We start from the raw sequence: 20,614 nt of genomic DNA, 5'->3' as shown, positions 1-20,614 counted from the left end.
TAAACTCTCACATAACCATAATGTAAGTATAATCAAATGTATTTGTGGTTATGTGGGAGTTTTTTTATAGTGGTTATAAAAAATCTGTTGTTCGAAAACAACTTTGTGTTTAATGTTAGGGGAGGAAAAGTAATGAAGATAGCAGTGATAGATAATGATGAGAAATTTGCTAATGAAATGGCGAAATACATAAAGAGGATGTATGAAAATGAAGAGAAAATAGTTGTTGATTATTATTCGTCAGGGAAAAAATATATACATAGCAAAAAGAGTTATGAAATAGCTTTTTTGAACTTGATTTAAAAGGAGAAGAACCGTTTAGAATAATTAACATTTCAAGAAATATAAGAAAAGAAACATTGAATGTAATTATAACAACAAAGATTGAATTGTGTAGGAAAGGATATTTGGTAAACGCTTTTAGATTTATATACAAAAATGAATTTAAAAACTTTTGCAATATTTTTTGTATGTAATACGTTTAAAAAGTATAAATAAAAGGAGGTACTTTGATATGAAAAATAAAAAAGCAGTAAAACTATTAGCAACTATTAATATTTTGGCAATGTTGACTATGTTAGGACAGCCGGTTGTAAAGGCGCAACAACCAAAAGATATTTATCCTGTAGAAATTAATGAAACTAATTTCCCGGATGAACTTATTAGAAAAGACATAATTAACATAGTAGATGATAACAAGGACGGAAAGATAGAAAAAAGTGAAGCTGACAAAGTTCATTATTATTCAATTAATTTCTATGAAGGACTTGGAAAACTAGAAAAATATAATACAGGATTGGGAGAATTTGTAGATGAACCGGCTACTATTAATTTAAAAGGATTAGAGGTACTGGAAAATTTGGAGGAACTCTCTGTTGGTATTGAGCATAAAATCAAATTGGAAAATCTCAGTACAGTAGAGAAATTTAAAAAATTAAAGAAATTAATTTTGCTTAATGGAACAAATACAGCATTAGACAAGATTAATCTTGAAAACAATAAGAATCTTAATACCTTAGTGATTTGTGGCAAGCTTAAAAATAAAAATCTTAATTTCATAAAGAAAAACAAAGAACTAAAGAATGTTAATTTTACATATTTGCGAGGCATTAAAACTTTGGATTTCTCTAAGAATAAGAAATTAAAAAATGTTGTTATAGCAGAAGGAGACTTTAAGAAAATTAATTTTGGAAAAAATAGTAATTTAACTAAACTTCAGATTGATATGAGCAACAAGTTTACGGGATTAAACATAAAAGGTTTGAAAAAACTAAAAAAATTAAGAATTACTCAATGTAATAAAATAAAAAGAATTTATTCAGGAAAAAAGCAAAAGGTGAAAAGTGTAAAAGTAAAAGACTGTAAGAGAATATCAAAGAAGGATGTTAAAAGAATAAAAAAATAAATACTTGAAAAGCGTTCTCAACCATTTTTTTATAATGGGAATATTTTTAGGATGTAATACGTTTAAAAAGTATAAATAAAAGGAGGTGCTGTGATATGAAAAATAAGAAAGCAGTAAAACTATTAGCAACTATTAATGTTTTAGCAATGTTGACTATGTTAGGGCAGCCAGTTGTAAAGGCACAACAACCAAAAGAGGAGTATTTAGTAGAAATTAATGAATCTAATTTTCCAGATAATTTACTTAGAAGATACATGAATTTGGTTGTTGACTCAAATCAAAATGGAAAGATTGAACAAGATGAAGTTCAAAAAATAAAATATCTGAAATTAGGTGAATATGAAGGTGAAGGCGAGCTGGAAAAATTTACTAATTTAGGTGATGAAGGTGTAGTAAGAAATTTTAAAGGCATAGAATATCTGACTAATCTTGAGAAAATGAAGATAGCAATTCCAACTAAAATGACAAATAAAGAATCTCTTTATAAACTTACTAATTTAAAAAGTGTAACAATGCTTGGTGGATTTGGAAAAACAGATTTAAAGACTTTTGATTTTTCAAATTACAGAAAATTAAATAAAATTCAAATTGTTCAATTGAACAACCTGAAGAAAATCAACATATCAAAGAATAGTAATTTAAAAAGCTTCGAGTGTTGGGCAGGTGGTAAATTAAATGAAGTAGATTTTTCAAAATGTAAAAAAGTATCAAATATAAAAATCGTAGATACTAATATTAAAAAAATTAACATTGGAAAAAATAAAAAGTTAAAAAGCATTACCATAAAAAATGACAACAGTTTAAAAAAGATTGATATTTCCAAAGCCGGAAAAATTAAGTCTTTAAAAATTGTAAATGCTCCAAAGCTGAAGAAAATTATTACATCTAAAAAACAAAAGATTAAAAGTGTAATAGTAAAAGGATGTAAAAACATCAAAAAAAAGGACATAAGGAAAATAAAGAAAAAATAGAAAATAAACAAAAAGTAAATAGAAATACTATAGTAAAACAGGATGGAAGTTGAAAAGCTTTCATCCTGTTTTTTGTAATGGAAAAATTTTTAACTAGAGGCATACTTAGCGCGTAGAATATCATAAGTCATATTTACTGATTAAAACACATTTAAAACTGCTTAATATTTTTCCAGTAAGTATAAAAGAAAAATGAAAAGACACCGGCTAAAACTACTGCGCATACTCCGTTAGAAAAGTAACTATACAAACGTGTTTCTGAATTACAAAAAGAAAAAATATATCTGATAAGATAACAGCAAAGCATACTTATACTTAGCCAAATTACAGGCTTAATTATAAAGTCCATGCAATTAAGTTTGTGTCCAATATTCTTTTTTATACAATAATTATGCAGTAAAGTAGTTATAAGATTGCTACCAAGAAGTCCCCATAAATATCCTTTAATACCGATTGCAGGAACCAAAAACCATAGACAGAAAAGACGAATAACAGTTCCAACAACATTATGTATAAAAGCCTGATTAGTTTTGCCAAGTCCATGTAATATGGCACCCATGGTAATGGACAAATACATAAAAGGGCATATCCAGGCAAGAATTTTTATATAATCACCAGCCTGTCTGTGACCGAAGATTTCGCCACCAATAAAATCTCCAAAATACAGGAAAAATCCAATAAAGAAAATCCCCATAATTATAGAAAAACAAATAGAAGTTTCCGTAGCTTTTTTTACCTGATTATTTTTACCGCTGGTGTTAGCGTCTGCAATGGCAGGCAAAATCATGGTTGAGACAGAGGTATTAATTGCCAAGGGAAAAGTTATAACAGGAACTGCCATGCCCGTTAAAATTCCATAGACACTAAGAGCATTGTCCTTTGACAAACCACTTTTAACCAAAACAATAGGCACTAAAATTGCTTCAAAACATTGGAGAAAAGTTATCATGATTTTGTTAATTGTAAGCACATAGGAAACAGAAAAAAGTTTCTTCATGGATACAAACAAATCTTTAATTTTAAAAGAGTATTTTGGTTCTCCTGTCAAAGCAATAACACAGAAAATCACACCAATAAATTCTGAAATAATCATGGAATAAACTGCAACCATAGGTGTAATTTCGATTTTGTTTGTTATGACAACCATACCAATAATATAGACAGATGCTACTTTTGCAAGTTGTTCAAGCACTGTAGAAAAAGCAGGAACAAAAGTCTTTTTCATACCAAGATAATAACCGGTTATACAGGAGTGAAAAGCTGCAAGGGGGACAGTAAGAGACGCATATTTTATCATTTCATAACACTGGCTGTTTTTTATAATATTAACAGAAATAGGCAGAGCAAATTTATACAAAATAAAAGCCGTAAAAGCAGACAGAACAGCAGACATTACAAGGCTGCTTATTAAAATCATAAATTTGCTGTTTTTGTTTTTGCTTTCTGCAACAAATCTTGAAACAGCTATTTGGATACCACCGCAACTTACAGAGGTGGCAAATCCCAGAACCGGAAAAATTAATTGAAAAAGGCCCATTCCTTTTGCACCCATTAAGTTTGAAAGGAATATTCTATATAAAAAACCAAGAATTCTACTTAATAAAGTGGCAGATGTAAGGACAATGGTTCCTTGAATAATTTGCTTTTTTACAGACATAGTACCACCGAAAAACACTTTATTATAATTTATTCTTAACATTAAAAAAAAATGCTATTAATATTATTAAGGAGAAACCATGATTTATTTGGACAATGGGGCAACAACAAAAATATGCAAAGAAGCAGCAGAAGCCATGGAACCATATTTAAATGACATGTATGGAAATCCGTCAGGCATATATACATTATCAAAAAAATCAAGAAAGATTATAGAGGAAACAAGGGAGAAAATAGCCGGAGTTTTAAACTGCAAAGGGGAAAATATTATTTTTACGTCAGGAGGAACTGAGTCGGATAATTGGGTTTTGGAAAACGCAAAACAGTGGGGAAATCATATTGTTACTTCAAAAATAGAACACCACGCTGTTTTAAATAAATGCAGTGAGCTAGAACAAAAAGGTATGCATGTTTCCTACATTGGAACAGACAGAGAAGGGCTGATAAATCCCTACGAAATTGAAAGTTACATTAGGAATGATAAAACAATAAAAACAGGGCTAATTTCCATAATGTATGCAAATAACGAAATTGGCACAATACAGGAAATAGGAAAAATTGCGCAGATTGCTAAAAAACATAATATACTGTTTCATACAGATGCTGTGCAGGCTTTTTGCCATGTACCAATTGATGTGGAAAAATTGCAGGTGGATATGTTAAGTGCCAGCGCCCACAAGTTTTACGGCCCTAAAGGAATAGGCTTTTTGTATATAAAAGAGCCGAAAAAAATGAATCCACTGGTGTATGGTGGAAGTCAGGAATTTGGCAAAAGAGCAGGCACTGAAAATGTAGCAGCTATTGTGGGCATGGGGGTGGCGGTAGAAACTGCCAAAAATATAATAACCAAAAGATTGGAAAAAGAGAGCAGACTTAGAGATTATCTAATTAACAGAATGTTAAGAGAAATTCCATACGTGAGATTAAACGGCCATCAGATAAAACGACTACCGGGAAATGCTAATTTTACAATAGCAGGAATTGATGGAACATCACTTGTAATACTAATGGATAATGAAGGTGTGTGTATTTCTGCCGGTTCAGCATGTTCTTCTTCATCAGATAAGCCGTCTCATGTTATAACCGCAATTGGCGTATCGGATAAATTTGCATACGGAACCATTAGAATTACATTATCCTACGAAAACACAAAAGAAGAGATTGATTACACAGTAAATAAACTGAAAGAAAATATTTTGAAAATGAGAAAAGCGGGAAATTAGAAAAGGAGCTGTGCGCCGGTGATTAGATATCTTTAAGGCGACAGCTCTATGTTTAAATTAAAGCGTAAATATTTTTAAATCAAAAGAATTAGCAATTTCGTATGCTTTATCAAAACCGTAACCAATGTATTCAGCTTTATGAGCGTCAGAACCAAGGGTAACATATTTTCCACCTAATTCCTTATATCTTTTAATAATATCAGTATGTGGATTAAAAAAGTCAAAACCTTTAGATAAGTTAGAAGTGTTAATTTCCAACTTAATGTCTTTTTCTATAATGAATTTTAAAATCTCATCAATAACATCCTGGTAATCACGTGGTGAATAGTTTGAGTCTCTGTTTGGACTGTATCTTACAACATAGTCTAAATGACCTAAAGTATCAATTTGGCTGAATTCTAATAAGCCTTCCAAAAGAGTTTTAAAATAAAGTTCAAAAGCATCCCTGTCCTGTCTGTTTTTCCAAAAATCTGTATAATATGGGTCCATGTTGTCCACAATATGACAGGAGCCAATTATAAAATCCAACGCTGATGCATTTATAAGCTCCAGGCATTGAGTACCTGTACCTTTCATAAGCCCCAACTCAATGCCTTTAAAAAGTTTAATTTTATTTTTGTATTGTTCTTTTTTTTGAGATAAAACCAAATTATATTTAGGAAGGTCAATAAGAGGAGTTTCGCCTTCAACAGGCCAGTTAAAATCCTCATGGTCGGTTATGACAATTTGGTTCATTTTTAACTCAATTGCTTTTGAAATAATATTGTCGATTTTTTCTTCTGAGTCAAAAGAAAATTTGCTATGAACATGATAATCTGAAAACATAATATTAGTCCTTTTTATTTTTTTGCAAAATTCACGTTAAAATTTAACTTAGAATTTTAAATAAAATATAGCAAAAACAACAATAAAAATCTACAATAACGTTTCATTATCAAAAAATTGACAAAAATTTAACAAAAAACCAAGAAAAACCATAAAAACACCTTGATATTTACAGAGTAATTATGTAAAATAATCAATAGGTTAATGAAAATTAACAATAAAAATTTTAAATTTTTCAGGAGGAAAAATCAAATGGCAGTTAAAGTTGCAATTAACGGATTTGGACGTATTGGACGTCTTGCTTTCAGACAGATGTTTGGTGCTGAAGGTTATGAAGTAGTAGCTATCAACGACTTAACAAGTCCTAAAATGTTAGCTCACTTATTAAAGTATGATTCATCACAGGGTAAATATGAAAAGGCTGATACAGTTTCAGCTACAGAAGATTCTATCATCGTTGATGGTAAGGAAATCAAGATTTATGCAGAAGCTGATGCTTCAAATTGCCCTTGGGGAGAATTAAACGTAGACGTAGTATTAGAATGTACAGGATTCTATACATCAAAGGACAAAGCACAGGCTCATATCAAAGCTGGTGCTCGTAAGGTTGTTATTTCAGCTCCAGCTGGAAATGATCTTCCTACAATCGTTTACAATACAAACCACAATACATTAAAGCCAGAAGATACAATTATCTCAGCTGCTTCATGTACAACAAACTGTTTAGCACCTATGGCTGATGCTCTTAACAAGTACGCTCCAATCCAGAGTGGTATCATGTTAACAATTCATGCTTACACAGGTGATCAGATGACTCTTGATGGCCCTCAGAGAAAGGGTGACTTAAGAAGATCAAGAGCTGCTGCAGTTAACATCGTTCCTAACTCAACAGGTGCTGCAAAAGCTATCGGATTAGTAATTCCAGAATTAAACGGAAAATTAATCGGATCTGCACAGAGAGTTCCAGTTCCAACAGGATCAACAACAGTTCTTACTGCTGTAGTTAAAGGAAAAGATATCACAGTTGAAGGTATCAACGCAGCTATGAAGGCAGCTTCAAACGAATCATACGGATACAATGAAGACGAAATCGTTTCTTCAGATATCGTAGGTATGAGATATGGTTCATTATTTGATGCTACACAGACAATGGTATCAAAGGTTGACGAAGACACATATGAAGTACAGGTTGTTTCATGGTATGACAATGAAAATTCATACACAAGCCAGATGGTTAGAACAATCAAATACTTCTCAGAACTTGCATAAGTTTAAGAATATTAAGATCCAAAAGGGTCCGGCTTTAATGGGCCGGGCCCTTTGTCTATGTATGGGCTTTTAGTTTATACAGTATGGATTTTTAAATATGAAAATTAGAAAGGAAAGTTAATATGCTTAACAAAAAATCAGTTGATGATATCAATGTAAAAGGATTAAAGGTATTAGTTCGTTGTGATTTCAACGTACCTTTAAAGGAAGGCGTTATTACTGATGAAAACCGTCTTGTAGCAGCTCTTCCAACAATCAAAAAATTAATTAATGATGGTGGTAAGGTTATCCTTTGCTCACATCTTGGAAAGCCAAAGGGAGAACCAAAGCCTGAATTATCACTTGCACCAGTTGCAGTAAGACTTTCAGAATTATTAGGACAGGAAGTTAAGTTTGCAGCAGATGATAATGTTGTAGGTGAAAATGCAAAAGCAGCAGTAGCAGCTATGCAGGATGGTGACGTAGTATTACTTCAGAATACACGTTATAGAGCAGAAGAAACAAAGAACGGAGAAGCTTTCTCAAAAGAACTTGCTTCACTTTGTGATGTATTTGTAAATGATGCATTTGGTACAGCTCATAGAGCACATTGTTCAAACGTTGGTGTAACAGAATATGTTGACACAGCAGTAGTTGGTTACTTAATGCAGAAGGAAATTGATTTCTTAGGAAATGCAGTAAACAATCCTGTAAGACCTTTCGTAGCTATTCTTGGTGGTGCTAAGGTTGCTGACAAATTAAATGTTATCAATAACTTACTTGAAAAGTGCGATACTTTAATTATCGGTGGTGGTATGGCATACACATTCGTTAAGGCTCAGGGCGGAAATGTTGGTATCTCTTTAGTAGATGACAGCAAGCTTGATTACTGTAATGATATGCTTAAGAAAGCAGAAGAATTAGGAAAGAAGATTTTACTTCCAATCGATACAGTTGCAGCTGATGGATTCCCAGATCCAATTGATGCAGAAATCGAAACAATGATAGTTCCAACAAATGCAATTCCTGATGACAAAGAAGGACTTGACATTGGACCTAAAACAAGAGAATTATTTGCTGATGCAGTAAAGAATGCTAAGACAGTAGTATGGAACGGACCTATGGGTGTTTCAGAAAATCCATGTCTTGCAGCAGGTACTATTGCAGTAGCTCAGGCTTTAGCTGATACAGATGCTACAACAATTATCGGTGGTGGTGATTCAGCAGCAGCAGTAAACAACCTTGGATTTGGTGATAAGATGACTCACATCTCAACAGGTGGTGGGGCAAGCTTAGAATTCTTAGAAGGAAAAGACTTACCAGGCGTTGTGGCAGCAAACGACAAATAACGCTAAGGCAAATGAGTCCATTTACACAAAAACAAATTAAGAACAATGAATGCTTGCATTCATTTGTTCAATGATTTGTTTTTGTGAAGCTGGCGAATGCCAGCGTGCTTATTGATGCTTTGCATCAATAAGAAAACGGCGAAAGAATGGTAGGTCATAACGTTGCCAGCGTGCTTATTGATGCTTTGCATCAATAAGAAAACGACGAAAGAATGGTAGGTCATAACGTTGCCAGCGTGCTTATTGACGTAGAACGTCAATAAGAAATGGCGAAAGAATAAAGGAGATTTCATAATGAGAAAGAAGATTATTGCAGGCAACTGGAAAATGAACAAGACTCCAAGTGAGGCAGTTGCATTAATTAATGAATTAAAACCATTAGTAGCTAATGATGAAGTTGACGTAGTATTCTGCGTACCAGCAATCGATTTAGTTCCAGCTATGGAAGCTACTAAGGGGACAAATATTAATATTGGTGCTGAAAACATGTATTTTGAAGAAAGCGGTGCTTACACAGGTGAAATCGCTCCTAACATGCTTACAGACATTGGTGTAAAATATGTTATCATCGGACATTCAGAAAGAAGAGAATACTTTGCTGAAACTGATGAAACAGTAAACAAAAAAGTTCTTAAGGCTTTCGAACATGGTATTACACCAATTATCTGCTGTGGTGAAACTCTTGAACAGAGAGAACAGGGAATCACAATTGATTTCATTCGTCAGCAGATTAAGGTTGCATTTAACAATGTAACAGCAGATCAGGCTAAGGAAGCAGTTATTGCTTACGAACCAATTTGGGCAATCGGAACAGGTAAGACAGCTACATCTGATCAGGCTGAAGAAGTATGTGCAGCTATTAGAGCTTGCATCGCTGAAGTATATGATGATGCTACAGCAGCAGCTATCAGAATCCAGTATGGTGGATCAATGAATGCAGGAAATGCTGCAGAATTACTTGCTAAACCTGACATTGATGGTGGTTTAGTTGGTGGAGCCAGCCTTAAGGTTGACTTTGGACAGATCGTTAATTACAACAAATAATATATAACCCACAGGACACTGTTCCGCAGTGTCCTGTTTTAGTAAAAAAAGGGGATAAGATAATTATGAGAACAGGTAGAATAAAAGTATTATTATCAATAGCTGCCGTATTGTTTATGTGTACAATGTTTAATTGTAATGCACAGGCAAAAATGAATGTGACAGTGTCACCGGCCAAATTAGTTCAAAATGCAAAAAAACACCCAACAGTATATGATAGCTCAGTTGCTCATTGTATGGCTTTAAATGAATATACAGAGAGCATGAGAAAAGCAGGAGGAGGAAAACTTACATTTAAAAAAGGAACATATAGATTCCAGTATTCTGTATGTATACCATCTAATGTAACAGTTGTTTTTGAAGATGGTGTTGTTATTGAGAATATATTTGATACAAAAGCACATATTAAACCTGCAACAGCTATGTGGCAGTTGGTTCCAAAGAACATGACTTACAAGAATAAGGCAATTGGTAAATATAATGGAACATCGAATGCAAAAATGATAGCTAAAGGCAAGGTTGTATTCGATATGAAGTATATTAAAGGTTTATCCATTGTAGCAGTTCATTGTAAGAATATTGAAATTTCAGGTATTACTTTCAAAGGTATGAATGGTAATCACTACATTGAAGTAAATGGTGCTAAAAATGTAAAAATTAACAAGTGCAAATTCAACAAAGCAAAGAAAGGTTCACCACAAAAAGCTTATGTTAAAGAAGCAATTAACATTGATATGGCTGATGAAATAACAGGTGGTGTTGGTTGTACTTGGGCAAAACAGGACAAAACACCATGTGTAAACATTAAAGTTACTAATAGTGTATTTCAGGGAATGAGCAGAGGTGTAGGAACACATAACTATTCTCAAACAAAGAAAAAGAAAAATATTTATCATTCAAAGATTTTAATTAAAGGAAATACTTTTAAAAATCTTTATGATGCAGGTGTTTATCTGATGAATTGGAAAAACACAAAGATATTAAATAACAGATTTATTAAAAATGGAAAAGGAAACAATCTAACAAGCACTAACACAGGTCATGCAATTTCAGGAAGTGGCGTTAAGAATATTACAATAACAGGAAATCATTTTAAACAAATTAAAAAGAATCCTATTAATTTTAACGGTCAGGAAAATGTAGGAAATGGTGCAGGTGCATATACTAGAATTTATGTATATATAACTAAAAAAGAAGCTGAAAAAATGCTTGATAATACTTCCGAAAAATGTGGTAACGATCCAAAGTTCCCAGGCTACGATGTAGTTTATTTTAGAAATGACGGAAGAAGAACAAAAGAAAACGCAGTGGGCATTAATTTTGCTAAACAAAAAGTAAATTTTAACATAGAATAAGGAGAAAAGAAAATGGCAAAGAAACCAGTAGTATTAATGGTCTTAGATGGCTATGGATTAAATGAAAAGACAGAAGGAAATGCTATTGCAATGGCAAACACACCTGTTATGGACAAATTAATGGCAGAATATCCTTTTGTAAAAGGAAATGCGTCAGGTTTGGCAGTAGGACTTCCTGATGGTCAGATGGGTAACTCAGAAGTAGGTCATATGAATATTGGTGCAGGAAGAATTATATATCAGGATCTTACAAGAATTACAAAAGATATTGAAGATGGTACATTCTTCGAAAACAAAGTATTATTACAGGCAATTGAAAACTGTAAGAAAAACAATTCAGACTTACATTTGTGGGGCTTGTTATCAGATGGTGGTGTACACAGCCATAACTCACATTTATATGGTTTATTGGAAATGGCAAAAAAGAATGGCCTTGAAAACGTGTATGTACACGCATTCTTAGATGGTAGAGATACACCTCCTGCATCAGGAAAAGATTATGTACAGCAGTTAGAAGACAAAATGAAGGAAATCGGAGTAGGAAAGATTGCTTCATTATCAGGCCGTTACTATGCAATGGATAGAGATAACAACTGGGATCGTGTAAAATTAGCTTACGATTCATTAGTTACAGGAGAAGGTGTTAAGGCTACAGATGCTGTTAAGGCTGTAGAAGATTCATACGCAAATGACAAGACAGACGAATTTGTATTACCAACAGTTATTACAGATGAAAATGGCCAGCCATTATCATTAGTAAAAGATGGTGATTCAGTTATCTTCTTTAACTTTAGACCTGATAGAGCAAGAGAAATCACAAGAGCATTCTGTGATGACAAATTTACAGGCTTTGAAAGAGATTTCTTAAAATTAACATATGTATGCTTCAAGGATTACGATGAAACAATTCCTAACAAGCTTGTTGCATTTGAAAAAGAAGAAATTAAAAATACATTTGGTGAATTTTTAGCAGCACATGGAAAGAAACAGCTACGTTTGGCAGAGACAGAAAAGTATGCTCATGTTACATTCTTCTTTAACGGTGGTGTTGAAGATCCTAACGTGGATGAATTCAGATTATTAGTAAATTCTCCAAAGGATGTTGCTACTTATGACTTAAAACCAGAAATGAGTGCACCTGAAGTAGGTATGGACTTAGTTGAAGCTATTAAATCAGATAAGTATGACGTAATCGTTATTAACTTTGCAAATCCTGACATGGTAGGTCATACAGGTGTAATTCCTGCAGCAGTAAAGGCTGTTGAAAGAGTTGACAGTCTTGTTGGAGATGCTGTTCAGGCAGTAAAAGACGTAGATGGTGTATTGTTTATTTGCGCTGACCATGGAAATGCTGAAAAGATGATTGATTACGAAACAGGTGCTCCACATACAGCACATACAACAAATCCGGTTCCATTTATTTTAGTAAATGCAGATCCTTCATGGAAATTAAGAGAAGGTGGATGTTTAGCAGACATTGCCCCAACACTTATTGAAGTAATGGGAATGGAACAGCCAAAAGAAATGACAGGAAAGTCATTGATAATTAAATAATAGCAATTAAAATAGTCATCAGACAAACTAATGTAAGTTAGAATTGTTTGATGACTATATTTGAAAAAAGGGAAATTATGACAAACAGAAGAAGAAAAGTACGCAAAAATTATAATAAGTATCATTCAATATACCACAGACATAGAAGATTAAACGTTAAACGTATAGTAATAAGTGTGGGCACATTAATTGTTTTAGGTGTATTAATGGTTATAGGAATAACGACCTTAGTATCAAACAACAAATCAGTTAAGGTTGTTCAAAATAATATAGAATTGCCAACAAAAGTAGCAGATAAAAAAGTAAAAAATACAGTTAAAAATGCAGCCCAAAATATTAAACCTACAGAAGTTTCTATAGTTGCAGTGGGGGATAATCTGGTTAGTGACTCGGTTCTTTATACTGCCAAACGTTATGGTGGTGGCAAATATGATTTTTCAGAAGTATTTGAAAAAATGAAATCTGATTTTAAGGCAGCAGATATTGCCATAATTAACCAGGAAACAATGTTAGGCGGAAAGCAGTTTGAATATCAGGGTTTTCCGTTATTTAACACACCTGATTCTATGGGAAGGGCTGTAATAGATGCCGGATTTGATATAGTCCAGTGTGCTTCAAATCATTCTTTGGATACCAAAGTTGAAGGTATGCAACATGCAATTAAGTTTTGGAAGAAACATAAGAATGAAATAATGATGGTTGGCTTAAATGAAAATGAGGAAGAATATAATAGTATACCAATTTACGAATGTAAGGGTATAAAATTCGCAGTTCTAAATTATACGTATGGACTTAATGGTTTAAAACTTCCACAGGAGTATTCATATATAGTTAATTTAATGGACAAACAACATAAAGAAAAAGTAAAATCCGATATTGAAAGAGCAGAAAAAGAAGCTGATTTTACAATTGTCCTACCACACTGGGGGCAGGAATATGTACAGCCTGAACCAATTAAGGAACAGGTGCAGTGGGCGAAGCTTATGGTAGAAGCCGGAGCTGATTTGATTATTGGAACTCATCCCCATGTATGTGAAAAGATTCAGTGGATTAAAACAGACAATGGAAATAAGGCATTGTGCTATTATTCTTTAGGTAACTACACATCAGGTCAACAGCAGTGGGAAACACTTATGGGTGGCATGGCAACTCTTACAGTTAGAAAAGACAATAAAGGAACAAGAATTATAAAGAAAACAGCTGGAGTTGTGCCTACAATCAATCATTATGTTTGGGGCAAATCTGAAAATGTTATAAGAAAACAATATACCTACAGACTAACTGATTATAATGACTCAATGTTAAGAGAACATAGTATTCAATGGTATGATCCTGTAAAATATCAGGACTACGTTGATTTGTCCAAAAAAGTGTTTGGCAAATTTATAAAAAAATAAAAGGATAAAAATCTCCTAGATGTGCAAAATAAGAAAAAGCATGTTAGGAGGTTTTTTATGTATAAATTTTTAAAAATTGTTAATGTAAAAGGCAGAGAAGTAATGGATTCAAGAGGAAATCCAACAGTTGAAGCGGAAGTTACTGTTAAGGTTGACGGTAAGGCAGGAGAGTTATATACAGGTTGTGCCATTGTGCCATCAGGGGCTTCAACAGGAAAGTTTGAGGCAGTGGAACTACGTGATAGGGGTGAAAGATATAATGGAAATGGCGTGAAAAAAGCCGTAAAAAATGTAAATGAAATTATTTATCCTGCATTAGAAGGCATCAATGGCTTAAATCAGAATAAAGTAGACAGCATAATGTTAAAGCTTGATGGAACATCTAACAAGGAAAATCTTGGAGCTAATAGTATTCTTGCAGTATCAATGGCAAATATGAAAGCCTGTGCAAAAGCATTAAAGCTTCCTGATTATAAATATATTGGTGGTATTTGTGGAAGAAAAATGCCTATACCAATGATGAATATTTTAAATGGTGGTGCTCATGCGTCAAATAATGTGGATATACAGGAGTTTATGATATTACCTGTAGGGGCAAAATCTTTTAAGGAAGGGCTTAGATGGTGCAGTGAGGTCTATCATTGCCTTAAAGGGCTGTTAAAAGAACGTAATTTGTCAGTAGCTGTTGGAGATGAAGGTGGCTTTGCACCGGATTTAGAAAGCGAAGAACAGGTTCTGGATATTATAGTTGAAGCAGTAGAAAAGAGTGGCTTTCAAAAAGGAAAGGACTTTAAAATTTCTTTGGATGTGGCAGCATCTGAATGGAAAGGAAGTTCAGTTGGAAAATATACTATGCCAAAGAAAAATAAAAATGTAACATCAGATGAATTAATTGAGATGTGGGAAAATATAGTTAATAAATATCCTATTTTTTCAATTGAAGACCCATTGGATGAAGAAGACTGGGATGGTTGGAAGAAACTAACGCAGAGAATAGGAAGTAAAGTAAGATTAGTAGGTGATGATTTATTTGTCACAAATGTAAACAGACTGCAAAAAGGCATTAAAGAGAAAAGCGCCAATGCAATATTGATTAAACCAAATCAGATAGGCTCAATTACTGAAACTATAAAGGCAGTACAATTGGCACAGAAAAAAGGCATGATAGCCATAATGTCTCATCGCTCAGGAGAAAGCGAGGATACAACAATAGCAGATTTGGCAGTGGCACTTAATACAGGCTATATAAAAACCGGTGCCCCATGCAGAGGAGAGAGAACTGCCAAATATAATCAATTACTACGAATTGAGGAAATGTTGTAAAAATCCTTAACACAAACTGCTGTAAAAATACTCTTGATTTAGAGAGCATAATATGATAATATTGTCTTTGCGTGATACGAAATATTAAGGATTGGTATCCTTGTAATAGATAGAGGAGGAAAAAACTAATGACATTACTTAGAGTATTAACAGTAGTATTTATGATCGTATGTTTAATTATTACAGTAGTAATCTTACTTCAAGAAGGAAAACAGGCAGGACTTACTGGTGCAATCAGTGGTGCAGCTGACACATATTGGGGAAAGAACAAGGGCCGTTCAATGGAAGGTAAACTTGAGAAGGCTACAAAGATTTGCGTTGTATTATTCTTTGTACTTTCAGTAATTCTCAATATGGGATTTATCGGATTTTAAGATAAAATAAAATGTTGACTGATTAAGGTGTAGGTTTCTACACCTTTTTTCTTTGTAAAAAAATACCAAATAAGTATAAACAGTTTGGACAGATTAAGGTATAATGTTTTTGGATATTATTTAAGAAGAAAACGGAATTTATGATAGACAAATAGATAAAGGGAGATTTGAATGGATTTAATAGAAGAAAAGAAAAAAATAATACTTCAGTTAATGAATGACAAACATTATGTACCAATGAAATTTAAAGAGTTGGTTGTTATTTTAAATGTTAGAAAAGAAGACAGAGGGTTGCTTGACATTGTTTTAACTGAATTACTAAACGAAGGGAAAATAACAATATCAAAAAAAGGAAAATATAGTATTCCACAGGAAGAGTACAGACAGGGACTTTTTATTGGAAATGAAAAAGGTTTTGGCTTTGTAGAAGTTGAAGGCGAGGAAGAGGATTATTTTATACCAAAAGGAAATGTTAATGGTGCCTTTCATCATGATATGGTATTGATTGCGGTAGATCCTATCCAAACAGGAAAGAGAAAAGAAGGCAAAGTTATCAAGATTATTTCTCACGAAATCAGAGAAGTAGTAGGTTATTTTCAGAAAAATAAAAGTTTTGGTTATGTTATTCCTGACAATAAGAAAATTTTTAGTGATATTTATATTGCAGGGAAAGATACAAAAGGGGCAGTAGATGGTCACAAAGTTGTTGCAAAAATTAAAACTTATGGCACAAAGGATAGAAAACCTGAAGGTGTTGTAACAGAAATTCTAGGTCACGTAAATGATCCAGGTGTAGATATTTTATCGATTGTGAAAAATTATGACATACCTTGTGAGTTTCCTGAAGAAGTAATGGAACAGATTGAAAATATTCCATCTGAAGTGGAAGAAGAAGATAAGGTAGGCAGATTTGATATTCGAGGCCTTCAGACCGTAACTATTGACGGTGAGGATGCTAAGGATTTAGATGATGCTATTACTTTGACAAAAGAAGATGGGATTTACACTTTAGGTGTTCATATTGCAGATGTATCCCACTATGTTACTGAAAATTCACCATTAGATAAAGAGGCTGTGAAAAGAGGAACAAGCGTATACTTAGTAGACAGAGTTATTCCTATGTTACCTCATAAATTATCCAATGGAATTTGTTCACTTAATCAGGGTGAGGACAGGCTTGCCCTTAGCTGTATAATGAAAATTAATGAAAAAGGTGAAATCGTAGACCATCAGGTCAAAGAAACTTTAATAAATGTTGATAGACGAATGACATATACAGCAGTAAATGATATTATAACAAATAAGGATGAAGCCACAATTAAGCAGTATGAGGATTTTGTGCCAATGTTTAATTTAATGGCTGAGTTATCAAAAATACTTAGAGATAAAAGATACAAAAGAGGTGCCATTGATTTTGATTTTCCAGAGTGTAAAATCAAACTTGACGAAAAAGGCTATCCTATATCAATTGAACCTTATGATAGAAATGCAGCTACAAAAATTATTGAAGATTTTATGTTGGCAGCTAATGAGACAATAGCCGAATATTTTTATTGGCAGCAGGTGCCTTTTGTATACAGAAATCACGAAAAGCCGGATAGTGACAGAATGAAAGCTTTGGCAACATTTATTACCAACTTTGGTTATTCTGTAAAATTATCAGGAGAGGAAGTACATCCAAAAGAAATACAAAAATTGTTAAATAACATTGAAGGAACACCGGAAGAGGCTATGATAAGCAGGGTAACTCTTCGCTCAATGAAAAGAGCAGAGTACACACCTGAATGTTTGGGACATTTTGGCTTGGCTGCAAAATATTATACGCATTTTACATCGCCTATTAGAAGATATCCTGATTTGCAGATACATCGTATTATAAAAGAATGTATTAACGGGAAGATGACGGATAAGCATGCTGAACATTACAAGAGCATACTACCTGAAGTGACAAAGAATTGTAGCACAAATGAAAGACGTGCAGATGATGCAGAAAGAGACACAGAAAAGCTAAAGCAGGCAGAATATATGCGTGGACAAATTGGCGAAGAATTTGTAGGTGTGATTTCAGGTGTTACAAACTTTGGTTTGTATGTAGAATTGCCTAATACAATAGAAGGTTTGGTGCATGTTTCAAATATGTGTGACGACCATTATATATATGATGAGGATTCTTTCTCAATGACAGGTGAAGCCACTAAGAAGACATATAAGTTGGGCCAGCCTGTAAGAATACGTGTTGAGGCGGCAGACAAATTAACAAGAACGATTGATTTTAGTCTGGTGTAAATTATTTGAAACAGATTATATTTTGTATGAATTATTTGAAATGAATTAAAGCCGGTATAAAAAATTCGAAACAAATTAGTTCTGATTTAAACAATTTGAAATAGATTATATCCGGTATGGTAATATAAAATATTATTAGTGATTAACTTTAAAGAAAGGAAAGAGTATGGCTTCAGGAAAATTAATTGCAAGCAATAAGAAAGCAAGACATGATTATTTTATAGAAGATACTTATGAGGCAGGAATTGTTTTACATGGAACAGAAGTTAAGTCTTTACGTGCAGGCCATTGCAGTATAAAAGAGTCATTTGTAAGAATTGAAAATGGCGAAGTTATAATATACGGAATGCATATTAATCCTTATGAAAAGGGAAACATTTTCAACAAAGATCCTTTAAGACCAAAGAAATTAATGCTTCATAAATATGAAATTAATAAATTATTTGGAAAACTAAATGAAAAAGGGTTGACCTTAGTACCTTTAAGAGTTTATTTTAAAGGAAGTCTGGTAAAGGTTGAAATAGGACTTGCCAGAGGTAAAAAACTATATGACAAGAGAGCAGACATTAAAAAGCGTGATTTGAAGAGAGAGCACGAAAAAGAGTTTAAGATTCATATGCGCTAGTTATAAATAAGGAGGATAAAATGTATACAGAATCATTAGTAAAGTTAGGAAAAGTACGTTCAGAAATCAGAGAAATTTTTGAATATGGTAATAAGAGAAAGGCTGAAATCGGAGCAGAGAATGTTTTTGATTTTAGTATTGGTAATCCAAGTGTACCTGCACCAAAAAGTGTAGATGATGCCATTATTGATTTAGTTAATAATTTTGATTCAGTAGCCCTTCATGGATATACATCAGCTCAGGGTGATGCACATGTTAGGGAAACAATTGCAAATTATATTAATGACAAATTTGGGACGAATGTTACAGCAAACAATATTTACATGACATGTGGAGCAGCAGCATCACTTACAATTGTAATGAATGCAATTTTACAAAAAGATGACGAGTGTATTGTATTTACTCCTTATTTTCCTGAATACGGGGTGTTTATTGAAAGAACAGGCGCTAAATTAGTAGAAGTTAAGTCACAGGAAAAGACTTTCCAGATTGACATGGATAATTTCGAAAAAGCCATTAATGAAAAAACAAAGGCAGTAATAATTAATTCACCTAACAATCCATCAGGTGTTGTTTATACTGTAGAAACAATTGAAAAAATGTGTCAGTTATTAAAAAAGAAAGAAGAGGAATATGGACATCCTATTTTCCTTATTACTGATGAACCATATAGAGAGTTAGTTTATGATGATACAGAAGTACCATATGTTATTAATTATTATGACAATACTTTTGTATGCTATTCATATAGTAAGGCATTATCTCTTCCGGGAGAAAGAATTGGATACATAGTAGTATCACCAAAGATGATTGATGAAGAAGATGCTTACGCAGCAGTTTGTGGAGCCGGAAGAGCTTTAGGCTATGTATGTGCCCCAAGTATGCTTCAAAGAGTAATTGAAAGGTGCATAAGTGATACATCTGATATTTCAATTTATAAAGAAAACAGAGATTTATTATATAATGCTTTAACAAAAATGGGCTTTGAATGTGTTTACCCTGATGGTGCATTTTACTTATTTGTAAAAGCCATGGGAGAGGACGCTTACGAATTTTGTGAAAAGGCAAAAGAATACGAATTATTACTTGTACCTGCTGACAGTTTTGGAACACCGGGATATGTAAGAGTTTCTTATTGTGTTCAGACAAAGCAGATTGAAGATGCGCTTCCTGCATTTGAAAAGTTAGCAGAAAGTTATAAGTAAACAGGAGTTTAACAATGAGTGATCAATATAGTTGTGAATTTTGTAGCAATTACGTATATGACGAAGAATATGAAGAATACGGCTGTGTTGTAAATATGGATGAAGATGATTTAGCCATGTTAATGCAGTTTAAGAGAGCAACATGTCCGTATTTCTCCTATGGTGATGAATACAGAATTGCAAGAAAACAGTAGAATTATTTCGGAGAAAAAATGAAACAGGAAAGCTATATAAAAATAACAGAAGCTGTTAGAAAAAAGAAAAACGGAGTTAAAATAGTTACAGGAATAAACAGGATAGTTACAATAATGATTTATGTTTTATTTGCTGTAATTATTTTAATGTCTGCGTTTATGCAGTATCAAAACAATAGTGGTACCTGTGTAAGAGTTGTGCTTGTATGTAGCATATCTTTTGTGGCAGTTACAATATTCAGATATATTATTGACGAAAAAAGACCTTATGTTGTATATGATTTTTCACCGTTGATTGTAAAAGAAAAAAAAGGTCAGTCAATGCCAAGTCGTCATGTTTTTTCTGCCTTTGTAATTGCTATGTCAGCTTTGTATATTTGTATCCCTTTGGGGATTTTTATGATGCTTCTTGCTGTTATTATGGCATTTGAGAGAGTAATTTGTGGAGTTCATTTTCCAAAGGATGTAATAGCAGGGGCAGTTATAGGAATTGCATCAGGAATAATTGGATTTTATTTAATTTAACAATTACATTGTCAAAAGGTTTTATACCATCTGTACAGCATGAGTGGATAACCTT

General features: G+C 33.0%; 19 protein-coding genes. 17 read left to right on the top strand and 2 right to left on the bottom strand.

The window, feature by feature from the left end; genetic code table 11:
• Window positions 1-132 precede the first annotated feature (132 nt).
• The 3 genes from DWZ69_RS12045 to DWZ69_RS03905 all read left to right on the top strand — a co-directional run bounded on the left by DWZ69_RS12045 (window position 133) and on the right by DWZ69_RS03905 (window position 2,376).
• The gene (locus DWZ69_RS12045; protein WP_158561049.1) at window positions 133-303 is read left to right on the top strand and encodes a hypothetical protein; all 171 of its coding nucleotides are present in this window, start codon (window positions 133-135) and stop codon (window positions 301-303) included.
• Window positions 304-514: 211 nt separating this feature from the next.
• A complete protein-coding gene (locus DWZ69_RS03910) occupies window positions 515-1,405 on the top strand; it encodes a hypothetical protein (protein ID WP_117998948.1) in 891 nt (296 codons plus the stop codon).
• Between the two features lie 95 nt (window positions 1,406-1,500).
• On the top strand, window positions 1,501-2,376 hold the full coding sequence (locus tag DWZ69_RS03905) for a hypothetical protein (protein ID WP_117998949.1): 876 nt from the start codon (window positions 1,501-1,503) through the stop codon (window positions 2,374-2,376).
• A 151-nt stretch (window positions 2,377-2,527) separates the two neighbouring features.
• Here DWZ69_RS03905 and DWZ69_RS03900 read toward each other — a convergent pair whose 3' ends face one another.
• On the bottom strand, window positions 2,528-4,033 hold the full coding sequence (locus DWZ69_RS03900) for a polysaccharide biosynthesis protein (RefSeq protein ID WP_158561050.1): 1,506 nt from the start codon (window positions 4,031-4,033) through the stop codon (window positions 2,528-2,530).
• 79 nt (window positions 4,034-4,112) lie between these two features.
• Between DWZ69_RS03900 and DWZ69_RS03895 the strand changes: the two genes are divergently transcribed.
• Complete coding sequence (locus DWZ69_RS03895) at window positions 4,113-5,255, top strand: cysteine desulfurase family protein (RefSeq protein ID WP_117998951.1); 1,143 nt, start codon at window positions 4,113-4,115, stop codon at window positions 5,253-5,255.
• Between the two features lie 57 nt (window positions 5,256-5,312).
• Here the strand turns inward: DWZ69_RS03895 and DWZ69_RS03890 are convergent, their stop codons facing one another.
• Complete coding sequence (locus DWZ69_RS03890; RefSeq protein WP_117998952.1) at window positions 5,313-6,080, bottom strand: histidinol-phosphatase HisJ family protein; 768 nt, start codon at window positions 6,078-6,080, stop codon at window positions 5,313-5,315.
• A 252-nt stretch (window positions 6,081-6,332) separates the two neighbouring features.
• Here DWZ69_RS03890 and gap point away from each other — a divergent pair, with 252 nt between their 5' ends.
• The 13 genes from gap (at window position 6,333) to DWZ69_RS03825 (ending at window position 20,559) form a co-directional block, all read left to right on the top strand.
• Window positions 6,333-7,349: a type I glyceraldehyde-3-phosphate dehydrogenase gene (gap, locus tag DWZ69_RS03885; RefSeq protein WP_117998953.1), complete on the top strand. Its 1,017-nt coding sequence runs from the start codon at window positions 6,333-6,335 to the stop codon at window positions 7,347-7,349.
• A 122-nt stretch (window positions 7,350-7,471) separates the two neighbouring features.
• Entirely contained in the window at window positions 7,472-8,677 is a 1,206-nt protein-coding gene (locus DWZ69_RS03880) for a phosphoglycerate kinase (RefSeq protein WP_117998954.1), read from the top strand.
• 291 nt (window positions 8,678-8,968) lie between these two features.
• A complete protein-coding gene (tpiA, locus tag DWZ69_RS03875) occupies window positions 8,969-9,721 on the top strand; it encodes a triose-phosphate isomerase (protein ID WP_117998955.1) in 753 nt (250 codons plus the stop codon).
• 65 nt (window positions 9,722-9,786) lie between these two features.
• A complete protein-coding gene (locus DWZ69_RS03870) occupies window positions 9,787-11,076 on the top strand; it encodes a hypothetical protein (protein ID WP_117998956.1) in 1,290 nt (429 codons plus the stop codon).
• Between the two features lie 12 nt (window positions 11,077-11,088).
• A complete protein-coding gene (gene gpmI / locus DWZ69_RS03865; protein ID WP_117998957.1) occupies window positions 11,089-12,630 on the top strand; it encodes a 2,3-bisphosphoglycerate-independent phosphoglycerate mutase in 1,542 nt (513 codons plus the stop codon).
• Window positions 12,631-12,707: 77 nt separating this feature from the next.
• On the top strand, window positions 12,708-14,027 hold the full coding sequence (locus tag DWZ69_RS03860; protein ID WP_158573359.1) for a CapA family protein: 1,320 nt from the start codon (window positions 12,708-12,710) through the stop codon (window positions 14,025-14,027).
• Window positions 14,028-14,084: 57 nt separating this feature from the next.
• A complete protein-coding gene (gene eno, locus DWZ69_RS03855) occupies window positions 14,085-15,350 on the top strand; it encodes a phosphopyruvate hydratase (protein WP_118436221.1) in 1,266 nt (421 codons plus the stop codon).
• A 128-nt stretch (window positions 15,351-15,478) separates the two neighbouring features.
• Window positions 15,479-15,724: a preprotein translocase subunit SecG gene (secG, locus tag DWZ69_RS03850; protein WP_117998960.1), complete on the top strand. Its 246-nt coding sequence runs from the start codon at window positions 15,479-15,481 to the stop codon at window positions 15,722-15,724.
• Window positions 15,725-15,895: 171 nt separating this feature from the next.
• Window positions 15,896-18,010: a ribonuclease R gene (gene rnr, locus DWZ69_RS03845; RefSeq protein ID WP_118436219.1), complete on the top strand. Its 2,115-nt coding sequence runs from the start codon at window positions 15,896-15,898 to the stop codon at window positions 18,008-18,010.
• Between the two features lie 166 nt (window positions 18,011-18,176).
• Window positions 18,177-18,635 carry an SsrA-binding protein SmpB gene (smpB, locus tag DWZ69_RS03840; protein ID WP_118436217.1) on the top strand — a complete coding sequence of 153 codons (459 nt, stop codon included), beginning with the start codon at window positions 18,177-18,179 and terminating at the stop codon, window positions 18,633-18,635.
• Between the two features lie 20 nt (window positions 18,636-18,655).
• The gene (locus DWZ69_RS03835; protein ID WP_117998962.1) at window positions 18,656-19,840 is read left to right on the top strand and encodes a pyridoxal phosphate-dependent aminotransferase; all 1,185 of its coding nucleotides are present in this window, start codon (window positions 18,656-18,658) and stop codon (window positions 19,838-19,840) included.
• Between the two features lie 14 nt (window positions 19,841-19,854).
• On the top strand, window positions 19,855-20,034 hold the full coding sequence (locus DWZ69_RS03830; RefSeq protein ID WP_022165945.1) for a DUF6472 family protein: 180 nt from the start codon (window positions 19,855-19,857) through the stop codon (window positions 20,032-20,034).
• Between the two features lie 18 nt (window positions 20,035-20,052).
• Window positions 20,053-20,559 (top strand): phosphatase PAP2 family protein, encoded by a 507-nt coding sequence (locus DWZ69_RS03825; RefSeq protein ID WP_117998963.1) that lies wholly within the window; start codon window positions 20,053-20,055, stop codon window positions 20,557-20,559.
• Window positions 20,560-20,614: the final 55 nt, after the last annotated feature.

The organism is Eubacterium sp. AF34-35BH, from assembly GCF_003477765.1.
In the GTDB taxonomy this organism is placed as follows: Bacteria; Bacillota; Clostridia; order Lachnospirales; family Lachnospiraceae; genus Eubacterium_G.
The sequence above is the reverse complement of the archived record's forward strand: the minus strand, read 5'-3'. Positions and strand labels throughout refer to the sequence as shown.